The 13,918-nt window shown below is 62.2% G+C and carries 13 protein-coding genes; 5 read left to right on the top strand and 8 right to left on the bottom strand.

Features of this window, described 5'->3' with window-relative positions; genetic code table 11:
- Positions 1 to 11: 11 nt before the first annotated feature.
- On the bottom strand, positions 12 to 1,829 hold the full coding sequence (locus FHR23_RS10680) for an ABCB family ABC transporter ATP-binding protein/permease (RefSeq protein WP_184003727.1): 1,818 nt from the start codon (positions 1,827 to 1,829) through the stop codon (positions 12 to 14).
- 111 nt (positions 1,830 to 1,940) lie between these two features.
- Between FHR23_RS10680 and FHR23_RS10675 the strand changes: the two genes are divergently transcribed.
- On the top strand, positions 1,941 to 2,174 hold the full coding sequence (locus FHR23_RS10675; RefSeq protein WP_184003725.1) for a hypothetical protein: 234 nt from the start codon (positions 1,941 to 1,943) through the stop codon (positions 2,172 to 2,174).
- Between the two features lie 27 nt (positions 2,175 to 2,201).
- Here FHR23_RS10675 and FHR23_RS10670 read toward each other — a convergent pair whose 3' ends face one another.
- Genes FHR23_RS10670 through crtY form a run of 4 tightly spaced genes read right to left on the bottom strand, consistent with a single transcriptional unit; the run spans position 2,202 to position 6,371 of the window.
- Positions 2,202 to 3,158, bottom strand: a complete 957-nt coding sequence (locus FHR23_RS10670) for a squalene/phytoene synthase family protein (RefSeq protein ID WP_184003723.1) — start codon at positions 3,156 to 3,158, stop codon at positions 2,202 to 2,204.
- Positions 3,155 to 3,736: a TIGR00730 family Rossman fold protein gene (locus FHR23_RS10665; protein ID WP_184003721.1), complete on the bottom strand. Its 582-nt coding sequence runs from the start codon at positions 3,734 to 3,736 to the stop codon at positions 3,155 to 3,157. The genes FHR23_RS10670 and FHR23_RS10665 overlap by 4 nt, the downstream gene beginning before the upstream one ends.
- Positions 3,733 to 5,211, bottom strand: a complete 1,479-nt coding sequence (locus FHR23_RS10660; RefSeq protein ID WP_184003719.1) for a phytoene desaturase — start codon at positions 5,209 to 5,211, stop codon at positions 3,733 to 3,735. The genes FHR23_RS10665 and FHR23_RS10660 overlap by 4 nt, the downstream gene beginning before the upstream one ends.
- Positions 5,208 to 6,371, bottom strand: coding sequence for a lycopene beta-cyclase CrtY (gene crtY, locus FHR23_RS10655; RefSeq protein ID WP_184003717.1), 1,164 nt, complete (start codon positions 6,369 to 6,371; stop codon positions 5,208 to 5,210). The genes FHR23_RS10660 and crtY overlap by 4 nt, the downstream gene beginning before the upstream one ends.
- A gap of 107 nt (positions 6,372 to 6,478) precedes the next feature.
- Here crtY and FHR23_RS10650 point away from each other — a divergent pair, with 107 nt between their 5' ends.
- Positions 6,479 to 7,249 carry an SDR family oxidoreductase gene (locus FHR23_RS10650; protein ID WP_184003715.1) on the top strand — a complete coding sequence of 257 codons (771 nt, stop codon included), beginning with the start codon at positions 6,479 to 6,481 and terminating at the stop codon, positions 7,247 to 7,249.
- 7 nt (positions 7,250 to 7,256) lie between these two features.
- Here FHR23_RS10650 and FHR23_RS10645 read toward each other — a convergent pair whose 3' ends face one another.
- A complete protein-coding gene (locus tag FHR23_RS10645) occupies positions 7,257 to 8,171 on the bottom strand; it encodes a CE1 family esterase (RefSeq protein WP_221227482.1) in 915 nt (304 codons plus the stop codon).
- Positions 8,172 to 8,194: 23 nt separating this feature from the next.
- Complete coding sequence (locus FHR23_RS10640; protein WP_184003714.1) at positions 8,195 to 8,806, bottom strand: flavin reductase family protein; 612 nt, start codon at positions 8,804 to 8,806, stop codon at positions 8,195 to 8,197.
- A gap of 91 nt (positions 8,807 to 8,897) precedes the next feature.
- Between FHR23_RS10640 and FHR23_RS10635 the strand changes: the two genes are divergently transcribed.
- From FHR23_RS10635 to FHR23_RS10625, 3 genes are read left to right on the top strand one after another with little or no spacing between them, the layout of a single operon-like run.
- Positions 8,898 to 9,617, top strand: coding sequence for a cytochrome b/b6 domain-containing protein (locus FHR23_RS10635; RefSeq protein WP_184003712.1), 720 nt, complete (start codon positions 8,898 to 8,900; stop codon positions 9,615 to 9,617).
- Positions 9,614 to 10,378 (top strand): molybdopterin-dependent oxidoreductase, encoded by a 765-nt coding sequence (locus FHR23_RS10630; protein ID WP_184003710.1) that lies wholly within the window; start codon positions 9,614 to 9,616, stop codon positions 10,376 to 10,378. The genes FHR23_RS10635 and FHR23_RS10630 overlap by 4 nt, the downstream gene beginning before the upstream one ends.
- 48 nt (positions 10,379 to 10,426) lie before the next feature.
- Positions 10,427 to 11,695, top strand: a complete 1,269-nt coding sequence (locus FHR23_RS10625; protein ID WP_184003708.1) for an SAM-dependent methyltransferase — start codon at positions 10,427 to 10,429, stop codon at positions 11,693 to 11,695.
- Between the two features lie 47 nt (positions 11,696 to 11,742).
- On the opposite strand, the gene FHR23_RS10620 is transcribed toward FHR23_RS10625, so the two are convergent.
- A complete protein-coding gene (locus FHR23_RS10620; protein WP_246359832.1) occupies positions 11,743 to 13,812 on the bottom strand; it encodes a S46 family peptidase in 2,070 nt (689 codons plus the stop codon).
- Between the last annotated feature and the right edge of the window lie 106 nt (positions 13,813 to 13,918).

The raw sequence follows: 13,918 nt of genomic DNA, 5'->3' as shown, positions 1-13,918 counted from the left end.
GAACGGAAGGCTTATTCGGCGGCTTCGGCCCGTTCGCGTTCCGCCTGTTGCCGCGCCCACATTTCGGCATAGAGGCCGCCCTTTGCCAGCAGCCCGGCATGGGTACCGCGTTCGGCGACGCGTCCGGCGTCCAGTACGACGATCTGATCGGCATGGACGATGGTCGACAGGCGATGGGCGATAACGATCGTCGTCCGACCGCGTTCGATCGCCTGCAACGTGGTTTGAATTTCCGCCTCGGTGCGACTGTCGAGTGCGCTGGTCGCTTCGTCGAGGATCAGGATCGGCGGGTCTTTCAACAGCGTGCGGGCAATCGCCACGCGCTGCTTTTCTCCACCCGACAGTTTCAGCCCGCGTTCGCCGACGCGGGTGGCATAGCCGTCGGGAAGCTGGTCGATAAACCCGGCGATCGCCGCTCCGCGCGCTGCCGCCTGCACCTCTGCGTCAGTCGCATCGGCGCGGCCGTACGCGATGTTATAGCCGATGGTGTCGTTGAACAGCACCGTATCCTGCGGCACGATGCCGATCCCCGCGCGCAGCGACTGTTGCGTGACCTGCGCGATACCCTGTCCGTCGATAGTGATTCGTCCGCCGGTGGGGTCGTAGAAGCGGAACAGCAGCCGTGCCAGCGTCGATTTGCCCGCGCCCGATGGTCCGACCACGGCCAGCGTCGATCCGGCAGGCACGTCAAGGTCGATACCCTTCAGGATCGCGCGGTCGGCATCATAGCCGAAGCGCACATTCTCAAACCGGACATGGCCGTCGCTTATATGCAGCGCGGATGCGTCGGGCATATCGACAATCTCAGCCGGTGTATCGATCAGGTCGAACATCGCGCCCATATCGATGACGCCCTGCCGGATGGTGCGATAGACCATGCCGAGCAGATCGAGCGGCCGGAACAATTGCGACAGCAGCGTCGATACCAGCACCACGTCACCGGGCGAAAAGCGACCGCCCGACCAGCCATATACGACGATCCCCATGCCGACGCCCATCATCCCGTTGGTGATCAGCGCCTGCGCAATATTGAGCCAGGCGAGGCTGTTCTCGCTCTTCACCGCAGCTTTGGCATAGGCATCGACCGCGCGGTCATAGCGTTCGGATTCACGCGCTTCTGCGTTGAAATATTTGACCGTTTCAAAGTTCAGCAGCGAATCGACGGCATGGGCGACAGCCCCGGTGTCGAGGTCGTTCATGCGGTTGCGCAGTGCTGTGCGCCAGTCGGTGATCCAGCGGGTGACGGCGACATAGGCGACGACCATCACCAGCGTCGCCGCGACCAGCCACAATCCGAAGCGCGTCCAGAAAATGCCGATCACCAGCACCAGTTCCAGGATCGTCGGGGCGATGTTGAACAGCAGGAAATAGAGCATCGTGTCGATACTCTTGGTGCCACGCTCGACCACTCGCGTTACCGCGCCGGTGCGTCTTTCGAGGTGAAAGCGCAGCGAAAGCTGGTGCAGATGGCGAAAGACATTCGCGGCCAGCCTGCGCGTTGATTCCTGTCCGACGCGTTCGAACACCACATTGCGCAGATTGTTGAACAGGATCGTGCCGAAGCGTGAAGCGGCATAGCCGATCACCAGCAGCAGGACGAGCGTGGTCGCGGCACGGTCGCCCGCAGCCATATGATCGACCGCGCCCTGCAAGGCGAAGGGCGCGCCATAGACCTGCACCAGTTTCGATAGCACCACCAGCACCATCGCACCGAGGATGCGCGCCTTCAGCCCGCCTTCTCCCTGTGGCCAGAGATAGGGAAGGAAGCGGCGCAGCGTTGCCCATAAAGGGCGCTCGACGGTTTCGGGGATGCTGGTTTCAGGGGGCATTGTACCGCCCCATCTGGCGTCTGACCCTCCCGGTTGCAATGCAGCCGGTCATCCGAGGTCGGAACCCATTGAGGTGGTTACGCTTTGTTAGCGGCAAAGGGAGACACGTTCATGGAACCGCTAACCTATATCATCGCCCTGATGGGGTGTACCGATGACGGGACGATGTGCCGTCAGGTGCGGATGGAACAGGCGCGCTATCCTACCGCTGCTGCGTGTCAGGCGGCGCTCGACAATGCGTTGTGGCGCAACAGCGACATCAACTATCCGATCATTCAGGCAAGTTGCCAGCGCAAATCGCCGGGCTGGGCCGGGCGTCAGGCGCACAAGAATCAGGAAGGCTGAGCAGAAGGTCCGGTTTTTTGTCGCGTATCAGGATCGCGGCCGTTGCCAAAGCGCGTCGGAGCGCTCCGGCAGGGCGGCAAATTTCTCTCGATGGCGCGCATTGGAGAATGCCCCTGCAATCGCACGCAATTTTTCAAGCGATGATGTCCTGACGCGGTGATCCCAGGCGTGATCGCCGGCCGCTGCGACCTTGCGTGCAATGCCCCCGTAAATGTCCGCCGCCGCCAGCACTGCCCAGGCCGATCGAAACGGAAGTTTCGCCACCCCGGCTTTCGCGCTGTCGGCATATTCCTGCGCCATCGCGGCCAGTCGTCGGGCAAGCACCGTCACCCGCGACCGGTGCCAGGGCTTCATATGCTGCCCCGGCGCAATATCCATTTCGACCAGCCATTCGACCGGCAGATAGCAACGCCCGGCGCGGTCATCCTCCTCGATATCGCGCGCGATATTGGCGAGTTGAAACGCCAGTCCCAGATCGCAGGCACGATCGAGCGTCTCTTCATCCGCCGGATCGACGCCCATCACCACCGCCATCATGCACCCGACCGCGCCCGCGACATGATAGCAATAGGTCAGCAAATCGTCCTCACTGCGCGGTCGCCAGTCGCGCGCGTCGAGCGCAAAGCCCTCGACCAGATCCCGGACAAAGCGATGTGGCAGGGCGGTTTCCGCCGCGACGATCCGCAGTGCATCGAAACTGGGATCGCCCACCACCTTTCCAGCCAGTGCCTGTTGGGTGGCGGTGCGGATGAGCTCCAGTCGCGCCGCGCCGTCTTCGACGCCGCGCATATCGTGCCCCAGCGTCTGCCCGTCCGCGATGTCATCGCATGCCCGGCACCAGGCATAGAGCAGCCAAGCCCGCTCACGCGTCGTGCGATCGAACAACCGGCTGGCGGCGGCAAAGCTTTTCGACCCCCGCGCGATGGTCCCCCCGGCGGTGGCGACGATGGCGGCGCGAGAGGGATACGCGCTCGATCCGCTCACAGATCGGCGCGGTCCATCTGCACGATCGACGGGGCAGGGACATGCGCGTCCATCTTTGCCAGCAACCCGTCAAGCGTATCGTCGACGATCAGCAGTCCCTGATGCTGTGGGCGCAAAAAGCCGACCTCTCCCATCTTCGCGGTGAAGGCGATCAGATGATCGTAATAGCCCGCGACGTTCAGCAGCCCGACCGGATCGGTGTGATAGCCAAGCTGGGCCCAGCTCATCGCTTCCCACAATTCATCCATTGTGCCGGTGCCGCCGGGCAGGGTCAGGAACCCGTCCGACAGATCGGTAAAACGCGCCTTGCGTTCATGCATCGTCTGGACGACATGCAGTTCGGTCAGCCCGCGATGCGCGACTTCCGCATGTACCAGCACTTCGGGAATGATGCCGATCACCTCGCCGCCCGCATCGAGCGCGGCGTCGGCGACCGCGCCCATCAGTCCCAGCCTGCCGCCACCATAGACGACGCCGATCCCGCGTTCGGCAAGCGTGCGGCCGACCATGCGCGCGCATTCGACATAGACAGGATCGGCCGGACTGGCCGAACCGCAATAGACGGCGATGCGTTTCACTCTTGCTCCTCAAGCATCAGGGTGGCGGTGGCTTTGGCGCTGCCTACCACGCCTGGAATACCGGCGCCGGGATGGGTGCCCGCACCGACGAAATAGAGATTGGGGATATGGTCGTCGCGATTATGGACGCGGAACCATGCGCTTTGCGTCAGGATCGGCTCCATCGAAAAGGCGCTGCCCTGATGCGCATTCAGGTCATGGGCGAAATCGCTGGGCGCATAGCTGAATTTGGTGACGATCCGCTCATGGATGTCGGGTATCAGGCGACCCCCCACCTCATCAAGAATGCGCTTTTCGAGGATTGGACCGACCGTGTCCCAGTCGGCGGGAAATTTGCCGAGGTGCGGGACCGGTGCCAGCGCGTAGAAGGTCGAGCACCCTTCCGGCGCCATGGACGGATCGGTGACGGTGGGGTGGTGAAGATAGAGCGAGAAATCCTCGCTCAGCACGCCATGCTCGTAAATGTCGGTCAGCAGCCCCTTATAGCGCGGCCCGAACAGGATCATGTGGTGCGGAATGCCGGGCCAGCTTCCCTTCACGCCGAAATGCACGACGAACAGCGACGGCGAATAGCGTTTGCGCAGCAGCTTTTTGGTTGTGCGCGCGGCGCTGCGGGAGTCCCGCAACAGGTCGCGATAGCTGTGAATGATATCGGCGTTGGAGGCGACCGCGTCGGCATCGACGTGAAAGCCCGACCGGGTGGTGACGCCTGTCACCCGGTCGCCCATCGTATCGATCGTCTCGACCGGATCGTTGAGGCGCAGCGTCCCGCCCAGCCGTTCGAACAACCGCACCATGCCCGCCACCAGCTTGTTGGTGCCGCCCATTGCGAACCACACGCCGCCGTCGCGTTCCAGCTTGTGGATCAGCGCATAGATGGCGCTGGTGGTCATCGGGTTGCCGCCGACCAGCAGGGTGTGAAAGCTCAGCGCCTGGCGCAGCTTTTCGTGTTTCACGAATTTCGACACCTTGGCATAGACCGATTTCCAGGCGTCGTTCTTGATCAGCGCAGGTGCCGCCTTGATCATTGAACGGAAATCGAGAAACGCGACATGCCCCAGCTTCTGATAGCCTTCGCGATAGACTGCGGCCGAATAATCGAGGAAATTGCGATACCCGGCGATGTCGGCCGGGTTCAGCTTGCCGATTTCGCGAAACAGCAGGTCATTGTCGTTGCCGTAATCGAAATTGGTCCCGTCGGGCCAGTTGAGGCGGTAAAAGGGATTGACCGGTGCCAGCGTCACGTCGCGCTTCATTTCGTCGCCGGACAGATCCCATAATTCCTCCAGCGCGTCGGGCGCGGTGATGACGGTGGGACCGGCGTCGAAGGTAAAGCCGTCGCGCTGCCAGACATAGGCGCGCCCGCCGGGTTTATCGCGCGCTTCGATGATGGTGGTGTCGACGCCCGCCGATTGCAGGCGGATGGCCAGCGCCAGTCCGCCGAAGCCCGCGCCGATGACGATGGCGCTCTTCATGATGCATTGCCCCGGATCGCGGCAACGGCGCGGCCCAATGGCACCGGCGGCTTGCCGATCAGGATGCGCGCCTTGTCGCGCAGCGGCAGATGACCGGCATAAAAGCGGCCGATCAGCCCCGTATCGAGGCGATAGAAGCGTTCGAGGATGCGATAACGCTCCTCCGGTTCGGCGGCTTTGAACAGCATCTTCGTCAGCATGCGGTAAAAGCCGCGCTCGCGCCAGCTTTTCCGTGCCAGCCCGTGCAGTGCGTCGTGCAACGCATGGCCCGACAGGTCGTTCTGGCGCAGCACCAGCATCGCGGTGCGTACCGCATCGGGGAGCGAATAGCCGGTCAGCGGGTGGAACAGCCCCGCTCGCATTCCCGCCTTGGCAACGCGATTACCGCCCGAACGCCAATATTCCTCGAAATCGCCGTCCATCACCACCGGCAGCGCGCCCGCCTCGCTGCGCCCGGTGCGCGCCACCTGCCAGCCTTTGGCAATGGCATAGGTTTCGATCCGCGCGTCGAGCGCCTTTATGTCTAGGTCGCGCCGGTCGCTGTAATAGGTGTCCTCGACGAACATCCGCGTCGCCGCCATCGGCAGGCAATAGACGAAGCGATAGCCGTCAATCTGTTCGACGGTCGCATCCATGATGACCGGATTGCGCAGCGTATGCGGCTCGTCGAGGATCAGTTCGTGCCCGACGAATTTCTGCCACCCGCATTCGAGCAGATCCAGTTCGCCCGCGCCGCGGCAATCGATCACGCCCTTCGCCTCGACCCGGTCGCCATTGGCCAGCATCACCGCGCGCGCGCTGGCGCCCAGCACCTTGCTGTTCAGCATCAGCGCGCGTTTGGGCAGTTCCTTACGCACCACTGCGTCCAGTCGCTCGCTCTCGATCGAATAATAGGCGGTATCCAGGGTGCGGGCATGGCCGGGAAAGCGGACCGAATGGCGTGTCCAGCCATGGCTGATCAATGGCGCCACCAGCCAGCGGTCTGCATCGCGCACATCGCCAGCGAAAAACGACCAGACATGGTTGCCGCCGACATGGCCGCCGCTTTCGATCAGCCGGACCTCACAATCCGGACGGCGTTTTTGCAGGGCGAGCGCGATCAGGGCGCCCGAAAGTCCGCCCCCGACTATCGCGATATCACAGGAAAAACTGGCCAGCATGTGACCTGCGCCTAGACCATCCCCGAACCGTGGGGAACCCCTGTCGGCAGCAGGCGAACCCATTTCGCGGCAGGGCGTTGAAGGGGCGATAACAAGGAGGAACGGGAATGCGGATTGCGATCGTTACCGGCGGGGCTCAGGGGATCGGGCGCGGCATTGTCACGCACCTGCTGGAAGAGGGCTGGCGGGTGATCGCGCTCGACAAGGATGCCGAGGCTGTCCAAGAGCTGGCCGCGATGCACGCCGACGCGCCGTTTCTGGCGCTCGAAACCGATGTCGGCGACGAATCTGCGGTAGCGGCAGCATTCAGGCGCATCGCCGGCTGGTGCGTGGAGGTGAACGAAACGCCAGGCATCGACCTGCTGGTCAGCAATGCCGGCATCGCCGATCCGGTCAGCGGGCCGGTTGAGCAACTGTCGCTGACCGACTGGCGGCGGTGGCAGGACAGTCACCTGACCGGCGGGTTCCTGATGACGCGCGCCGCCGTGCCGCTGCTGCGCATCCGCAAGGGAGCGATCGTGTTCGTCGCCTCGACCCGCGCCATACAGTCCGAACCCGATTGCGAGGCCTATGCCGCGGCCAAGGGTGGATTACTGGCGCTGACGCACGCGCTGGCGATCAGTCTCGGCCCCGATATTCGCGTCAACGCCGTGTGCCCCGGCTGGATCGAAACCGCGCCCTGGCAGAAACAGTCCGAACGCAGCCATCCCGGCCATCGCGCAGTCGACCGCGATCAGCATCCGGTGGGGCGGATCGGCACGCCGGAGGATATCGCGGCCACGGTTGCCTTCCTTGCCTCGCCCGGCGCAGGCTTCATCACCGGCCAGCATATCGCCGTTGATGGCGGGATGACGCGCAAGATGATCTATGCCGGTTAGGACACCCTTATGATGCGCGGCGATAGCGCGACAGGAACGCCCACATCGCGTCGTTGTCTGCGTCCCAGCCATGGCCCTTGCCGATCATGATCCGCCCGACCACATCAGAATCGTCTCGGCAGCCGGTATAGCGTTCTTCATAGGTGGTGGCCGATACCCAGCGCGTGGTCGGCGGATGGGTGCAGTGGTTTAGCTGTGCCCAGCGTTGCTCGGCAGCGTGCATTGAATAATGCCAATAGCCCGCGCCGCCGCCCGTGATCGGATTGACCGTATCCTTGTCCCCGGCAAAGGCGATGACGGGCATCGGTTTCGACGGGGTGCAGCTTGCCGGATCGGGGCGGGCAGGGTCTTTCTTCCACGGATTGCCCGCGCGCAGACCGACCACCGGCGCAATCGCCGCGATCCGGTCGGCCAATACACATCCCAGCCAGGACGTCATCCGCCCGCCGCCCGACATGCCGGTGACATAGACCCGCGTCGGATCGACACAGCCTTTTGCCACCAGATCGCTAATCACGTTGCGAAGATAGGCGACGTCATCGGCATCTTTGGGGCCGGGAACCTTGCCGGTAATGGTCGGGACGCCGGGGATATTCCAGACAAACCCCTTGCCCGCCGGAATGCCTGCATCGGGCGCGGCCACGATAAAGCCATGCGCGTCGGCGGTTCGGGCGAGGCCCGATTCGGCGAGCATCGCCTTACCCGTACTGCCGCTGCCGTGCAGCAGGACGACCAGCGGCAGCGGTGTCCGTGCCTCATCTGAAAGCGCCGGGCGATGCATCAGCATGGGGCGACCGGTATCGGCTATCGCCACTTCGACCGACTGGCCGGGCGTGCCAAGCCGGCAGCTCTGTGCCAGCGCAAAGGGAGCCGTCACACTTGTCAGAACCAGCGCGCACAGGGCGATCAGCAGTTTGTGCATCAACATCCTCTCGATCATTTTCGTCATTCTGGACGCGTCATATGGAATGCCGCGCCAGGTTCGAAATATTCCGACGGGCCGCCCGCACGCAGGATCGGTCGTGCTCGTGCGGTCTGATACACGCCGTCCTTCAGCATCGCCGGGTCGATATGCACGCCGACGACTTCGCCCAGCACCAGCCATGTATCGGTCTCCCCGCCATCGGCGGCGGTCAGGCGCAGCATCTGAGTCCTGTGGCATTCGAACTGCACCGGACTTGCCGCTACGCGTGGTGGTGCGACCAGTTTCGACGGCAGCGTCTCCAGCCCGGTTTCGGAAAATTCATCGACCTTGCGCATCGTCGAACTGGCGTTCATCGCTTCGGCCAGTGGGCGGGTGGCGAGGTTCCAGACGAACTCGCCCGTCGCTTCGATATTGGTGACACTGTCCTTCCACCCGACCGAGGCAAAACCGATGATCGGCGGTCGGTAATTGAACAGGTTGAAAAAGCTGTAGGGGGCAAGGTTGCGCGTGCCGTCCGCGGCAACCGTGCTGACCCAGCCGATCGGTCGCGGCGCGACAATGGCATTCAGCGGATCATGAGGCAGGCCGTGACCGGCATGCGGTTCGTAAAAGTGAAAATCGATCACAATCATCGTCTTTTTCAGATTCGCCGGAAAAAGCCAAGCGTGCTACCTGACCCGAACGGGACGGTTAACCGAAAACCTGCCGAAGAAAGGATGCCGGGTGGAAGAGAAGGGAGGGGCACCCCCAAAACTGTACCGTCACCGGCTTGCCACCCGTATCTGGCACTGGCTCAACGCGCTGGTGATTTTCATCATGCTCGGTTCCGGGCTGATGATACTCAACGCGCACCCGCATCTGTATTGGGGGCAATATGGTGCCAATTTCGACCATCCCTGGCTCAACCTCCCGCGCTGGCCCGGCTGGCTGACGATTCCGTCGACCTATAATCTGGCGCTGGCGCGGCGGTGGCACCTGACCTTCGCCCTGATCCTGGCCTTTGCGCTGCTGATTTTCATGATCGTCAGCCTGATTAACCGGCATTTTCAACGTGACCTGCGCATCCGGGCAAGGGAAGTCGCGCCCCGGCACCTCTGGGCCGATATCCGCGCGCACTTTGCCTTTCGTTTTCACGATCCCGACCGGCCCGGCGCATTCAATATCCTGCAAAAGATCAGCTATGCCGCGACGATTTTCGTGCTGCTGCCAGTCATTATCCTGACCGGGCTCACCATGTCGCCGGCGATGGACGCCGCCTGGCCCTGGCTGCTCGATATTTTCGGCGGGAGGCAGTCGGCGCGGTCGATCCATTTCATCTGTGCCGCTCTGATCGCGGCGTTCATCATCGTGCATTTGACGCTGGTACTGCTCGCCGGGCCGGTCAATGAAATCCGTTCGATGATTACCGGCTGGTGGCGCATGCCCGAAGGAGAAGGCGAATGACCCGGCTGATCACCCGGCGCGGCGCGGTGGCGGGCCTGACCATCGGCGCGGGCGGGCTGCTCTCCGGTTGCGATGCGATCGGCAACAACAAGCTGTTTCGGGAGGCGCTGATCTTTCGCGGTTCCGACTGGAACGAGACCTTGCAACGCGCTCTGATGAAGCGCGGGGCGCTGGCGCCCGAATATCGCCCGGACCAGCGTTCGCCGATATTCCGCACCAACGGTACGACCAATCCCGGCACCTCCGCCTATGCCGCCCATGTCGCCAATCATTTTGCTGACTGGAAGCTGACGGTGGACGGCATGGTCAAACATCCGCTCAGCCTGACCATGGCGCAGTTGCGGTCGATGCCGACGCGCACGCAGATCACCCGCCATGACTGTGTCGAGGGCTGGAGCGCGATAGGGCAGTGGACCGGCCCGCATCTGTCGATGCTGCTCGACCTTGCGGGGTTGCGCGATGGTGCGCGCTATATTGTGTTGCATTGTGCCGACCGACTTTATGGCCGCAACTATTATGAGTCGATCGACCTGCTTGCGGCCTATCACCCTCAGACGATCCTGGCCTGGCGAATGAACGGCGCGCCGTTGCAAATCGGTCATGGCGCGCCGGTTCGGCTGCGCGTCGAACGCCAGCTCGGCTATAAACAGGCCAAATATATCAATCATATAGAGGCGGTGTCGTCCCTCGCTTCGGTGGGGCAGGGCAAGGGCGGTTTATGGGAAGACGTTGCCAATTATGACTGGTATGCGGGAATTTGATCCGGTGGGGGCTGGCGAAAACAATTTATGGTCGTTAACGGATAGAAAATGGCGCTGATCGATCCTTTCCTCGAACGCGCGGTGAAGCGCGGTCAACTCACCCTCCAATATCCCAACGGGAAAAGTCGTACCTTCGGCAAACCCGATCCCGAGTTGAAGCCGGTAACGCTGCGGTTTCACGACAAGTCGGTGATGCGCCGCATTCTGACCGACCCCAGCCTGGGTGCGGCGGAAACGTTCATGGACGGCACGCTGACCATCGAACAGGGCGATGTCCGCGACATGCTGAGCCTGTTCATGGCGAACGACCGCTGGGAAAACGGCAAGAGCAAGCTGGACGCCAATCTGGCGCATCGCATCCTTAACAAGGTCAAACACCGGATCGACAGCCATAATGCCGCACGCACGGCGAAGAACAACGTCGCGCACCATTACGACCTGTCGGACCGGCTCTACGACCTGTTCCTCGATGTCGACCGGCAATATAGCTGTGCGTACTGGACCGACCCCGAAAACGAGACGCTGGAACAGGCGCAACTCGACAAAAAGGCGCATATCGTCGCCAAGCTGGCGATCGAACCGGGGATGCGGGTGCTCGACATTGGTTGCGGCTGGGGCGGCATGGCACTGTACATTCACCGCAAGACCGGTGCCGAGGTGCTGGGCGTCACGCTGAGCGAGGAACAGCTCAAGGTTGCGCGCCGTCGTGCAGAGGAAGCGGGCGTTGCCGACAAGGTGAAGTTCGAACTGATCGACTATCGTGCACTCGACGGGCAGTTCGACCGGATCGTTTCGGTCGGTATGTTCGAACATGTCGGCGTGCCGCAGTACAAGACCTTCTTCAAGAAGTGCCGCGACCTGATGCCGGCACATGGTGTGATGCTGGTTCATTCGATCGGCCGCGCGGCGGGGCCGGGAGTCACCGATAAGTTCACTGCGAAATATATCTTCCCCGGCGGTTATATCCCGGCATTGTCGGAAATGATTGCCGCCAACGAAGACAATCGGATGTTCGTGACCGATGTGGAGGTGTTGCGCAAGCATTACGCCTTTACGCTGCAACGCTGGTATGAGCGCACGGTGGCGGCGAAGGATGCCATCATCGGTCTCTACGACGAACGTTTCTTCCGCATGTGGACCTATTATCTTGCCGGGTCGGAAGTCAGCTTCCGCTATGGCGGCTTGGTCAATTATCAGGTGCAGTATGCGCGCTCACGCGACGCCCTGCCGCTGACCCGCGATTATATGCTGGAAGCGGAAGCGAAACTACGTGAACGCTATGTCGACCCGGCGCGACAGACCGAAGCTGCGGAATAAAAACCGGGCCGGGCGGCGTTGATTGGTGCCGCCCGGTCGGATTTTCCTTATTTCCCGTTGAGTTCTTTCAGCAGGCGCGGTGCCGGATAAATATGTTCCAGCGCCTCCTGTACGGCGGCGGTCGACACGACCACAGTGCGGTTGAGCACCGGATCATAGCCGAAATTACCGCCCAGCATGTGGATATTGCCGTCGAACGCGGCACCGATCACCGACCCGTCCTTGGCGATTACCGGCGATCCTGAATTGCCGCCGATAATGTCGTTGGTGGTGACGAAATCGAGTGGCGTCTTCATGTCGATATCCGCCTTGTGGGCGATGAACGCCTTGGGCAGGTTGAACGGCGGATTGCCCGTCGCGCGGTCGAACATGCCGCCATAATAGGTTTCGAACGGCACCGGCTTGCCCTTCTCATCCCAGCCTTTCACCGTGCCGTAGGACAGGCGCAGCGTGAACGTCGCGTCGGGATAGAGCGTGTCGCCATAGACGCCGAAGCGGGCATCGGCGAGCTTCGGTTCAGCGGCCGCGATCGGGCCGACGACTTTGGCGATATAGTCCTGACGGATGTCGCGCGCCGCCTGATCATGGGCAAGGACGTATCGGATCATCGGGTCGTCTGACGCCTTGACCGCTGCCAGACCGCCTTCGAAAAGCTTCTTGCGATAGGCAGGATCAGCCAGCTTCGTGCCGTTGACCAGTGCGTCGGCAATCTGTTCGGGCGATTGTTTGCCCAGCATCGCTTTCGTTACCGGCGAGTCCGCGGTCATATATTCGCGCACCTTGGTCAGCCAGAATTCGATGTCCATCTTTTCCAGCCAGGGATAGACCGGCTTGCTGTCCATCAGCCGCTTTTCCATCAGCGGTAGCGCGGCGTCGTTATAGCCGGGCAGGCGGTCGGCATCGGGCTTCTGGCGCTCCTCGGCGGCCCGCACGATGGTACGCGCATAGCCGTATAGCGTCGACTGGAATCCGGCGAGCGGTTCCAGCAGCATATATTGCTGATAGAGGTCGCGCGCCGAATTTTCGGCGTCCGCGATCTGGCTCCACGGATCGCCGACCTTCTTCGCCAGTGTCGGATCGGCGGCCACCTTAGCGCGTAGTTGTTCCTGCGCCTTGTTCAGTTTGGCGGCAAATTTGGGATCGCGCAGCGAGCCGACATAGCCCGACAGCGCCTTGAAACTGTTTTCGGTGCCGAACAGCGCGTCGGTGCCGGTCCGTTCGCGCTGCGGATCGTCCTCCATCTTGGAGATCAGTCGCCCGCGATATTCGCTGAGCAGCGTCAGGTAGAAGGGATAGAGGTCGTCGCGCGCGAATATGCGCTGCGCCTTGGTATAAAGCCGGTCGGTCGAGCCGGGATTGCCCGCGACCATGGTTATTTCACCGTCCTGCGGCCCGCGCGCATCCCATTTCAGATGCTGCGGCGTCACCGCCGGCTTGCCGTCGACATAGGCGCGCAGGAACGCGGCATCGAGGCCGTAGCGCGGATAGTTGAAATTGTCCGGATCGCCGCCGAACGCCGCAGCCTGCCCCGACGGTGCCCAGACCAGCCGGACATCCGAATATTTGTGATATTTGTAGAGCTTGTACTGTGCGCCACCGAACAGGGTTACGACCTGACACCGGGTGGTGACGGTGTCGGGGCAATTGTCCTTTTCGATTTTGGCGGTCGCGGCGTCGATCGCCTTGACCAGCGCGCTGCCCGACAGGCCCTTTTCGGCGGCCTGTACCACCGGCGTGACGTCGGTGATCGAGGTCACGACTTCCGCCTGCTGACCGGGACATTTGCGCTCCGCCGTCCGGTCGTCGGCGACAAATCCGTTGGCGATATAATCATGCGATGCGTCGGACAGATCCTGCGCACATTCGCGCACGCAATGATGGTTGGTAAGGATCAGGCCCTCGCCGGACACGAACGATGCCGAACATCCGCCGGTCAGTCGTACCGCGGAATTCTGAACATGTTTCAGCCACGCCGCGTCGGGCGCCCAGCCATATTTGGCTTGCATTTTCGCCGCCGGGAAGGCGTCAAACGTCCACATCCCTTCATCGGCGTGCGCGGGCACGGCCAGCATGGCCATGGCGGAGGCACCTGCCAATATTGTCCTGGTGTTCATCATCGATAGAATCCCGAATGCTTCTTGATGTAACACTGTTACAATCATTCACTTGAACGACGCAAGGTTGCGCTGGTGCGACACAGTGTTGCCCGATAGAGCAATGCGC

The sequence above is a fragment of the Stakelama sediminis genome (assembly GCF_014199335.1).
GTDB lineage: Bacteria > Pseudomonadota > Alphaproteobacteria > Sphingomonadales > Sphingomonadaceae > Sphingomonas > Sphingomonas sediminis.
Note: the sequence above shows the minus strand (reverse complement) of the source record. Positions and strands in the feature narration are given on the sequence as shown.

Excerpts from the sequence above, each read along its gene's own strand:
- FHR23_RS10680 (WP_184003727.1), bottom strand. The coding sequence starts at position 1,829 with ATGCCCCCTGAAACCAGCATCCCCGAAACCGTCGAGCGCCCTTTATGG.
- FHR23_RS10675 (WP_184003725.1), top strand. The coding sequence starts at position 1,941 with ATGGAACCGCTAACCTATATCATCGCCCTGATGGGGTGTACCGATGAC.
- FHR23_RS10660 (WP_184003719.1), bottom strand. The coding sequence starts at position 5,211 with ATGAAGAGCGCCATCGTCATCGGCGCGGGCTTCGGCGGACTGGCGCTG.
- crtY (WP_184003717.1), bottom strand. The coding sequence starts at position 6,371 with ATGCTGGCCAGTTTTTCCTGTGATATCGCGATAGTCGGGGGCGGACTT.
- FHR23_RS10650 (WP_184003715.1), top strand. The coding sequence starts at position 6,479 with ATGCGGATTGCGATCGTTACCGGCGGGGCTCAGGGGATCGGGCGCGGC.
- FHR23_RS10645 (WP_221227482.1), bottom strand. The coding sequence starts at position 8,171 with ATGCACAAACTGCTGATCGCCCTGTGCGCGCTGGTTCTGACAAGTGTG.
- FHR23_RS10640 (WP_184003714.1), bottom strand. The coding sequence starts at position 8,806 with ATGATTGTGATCGATTTTCACTTTTACGAACCGCATGCCGGTCACGGC.
- FHR23_RS10630 (WP_184003710.1), top strand. The coding sequence starts at position 9,614 with ATGACCCGGCTGATCACCCGGCGCGGCGCGGTGGCGGGCCTGACCATC.
- FHR23_RS10625 (WP_184003708.1), top strand. The coding sequence starts at position 10,427 with ATGGCGCTGATCGATCCTTTCCTCGAACGCGCGGTGAAGCGCGGTCAA.
- FHR23_RS10620 (WP_246359832.1), bottom strand. The coding sequence starts at position 13,812 with ATGATGAACACCAGGACAATATTGGCAGGTGCCTCCGCCATGGCCATG.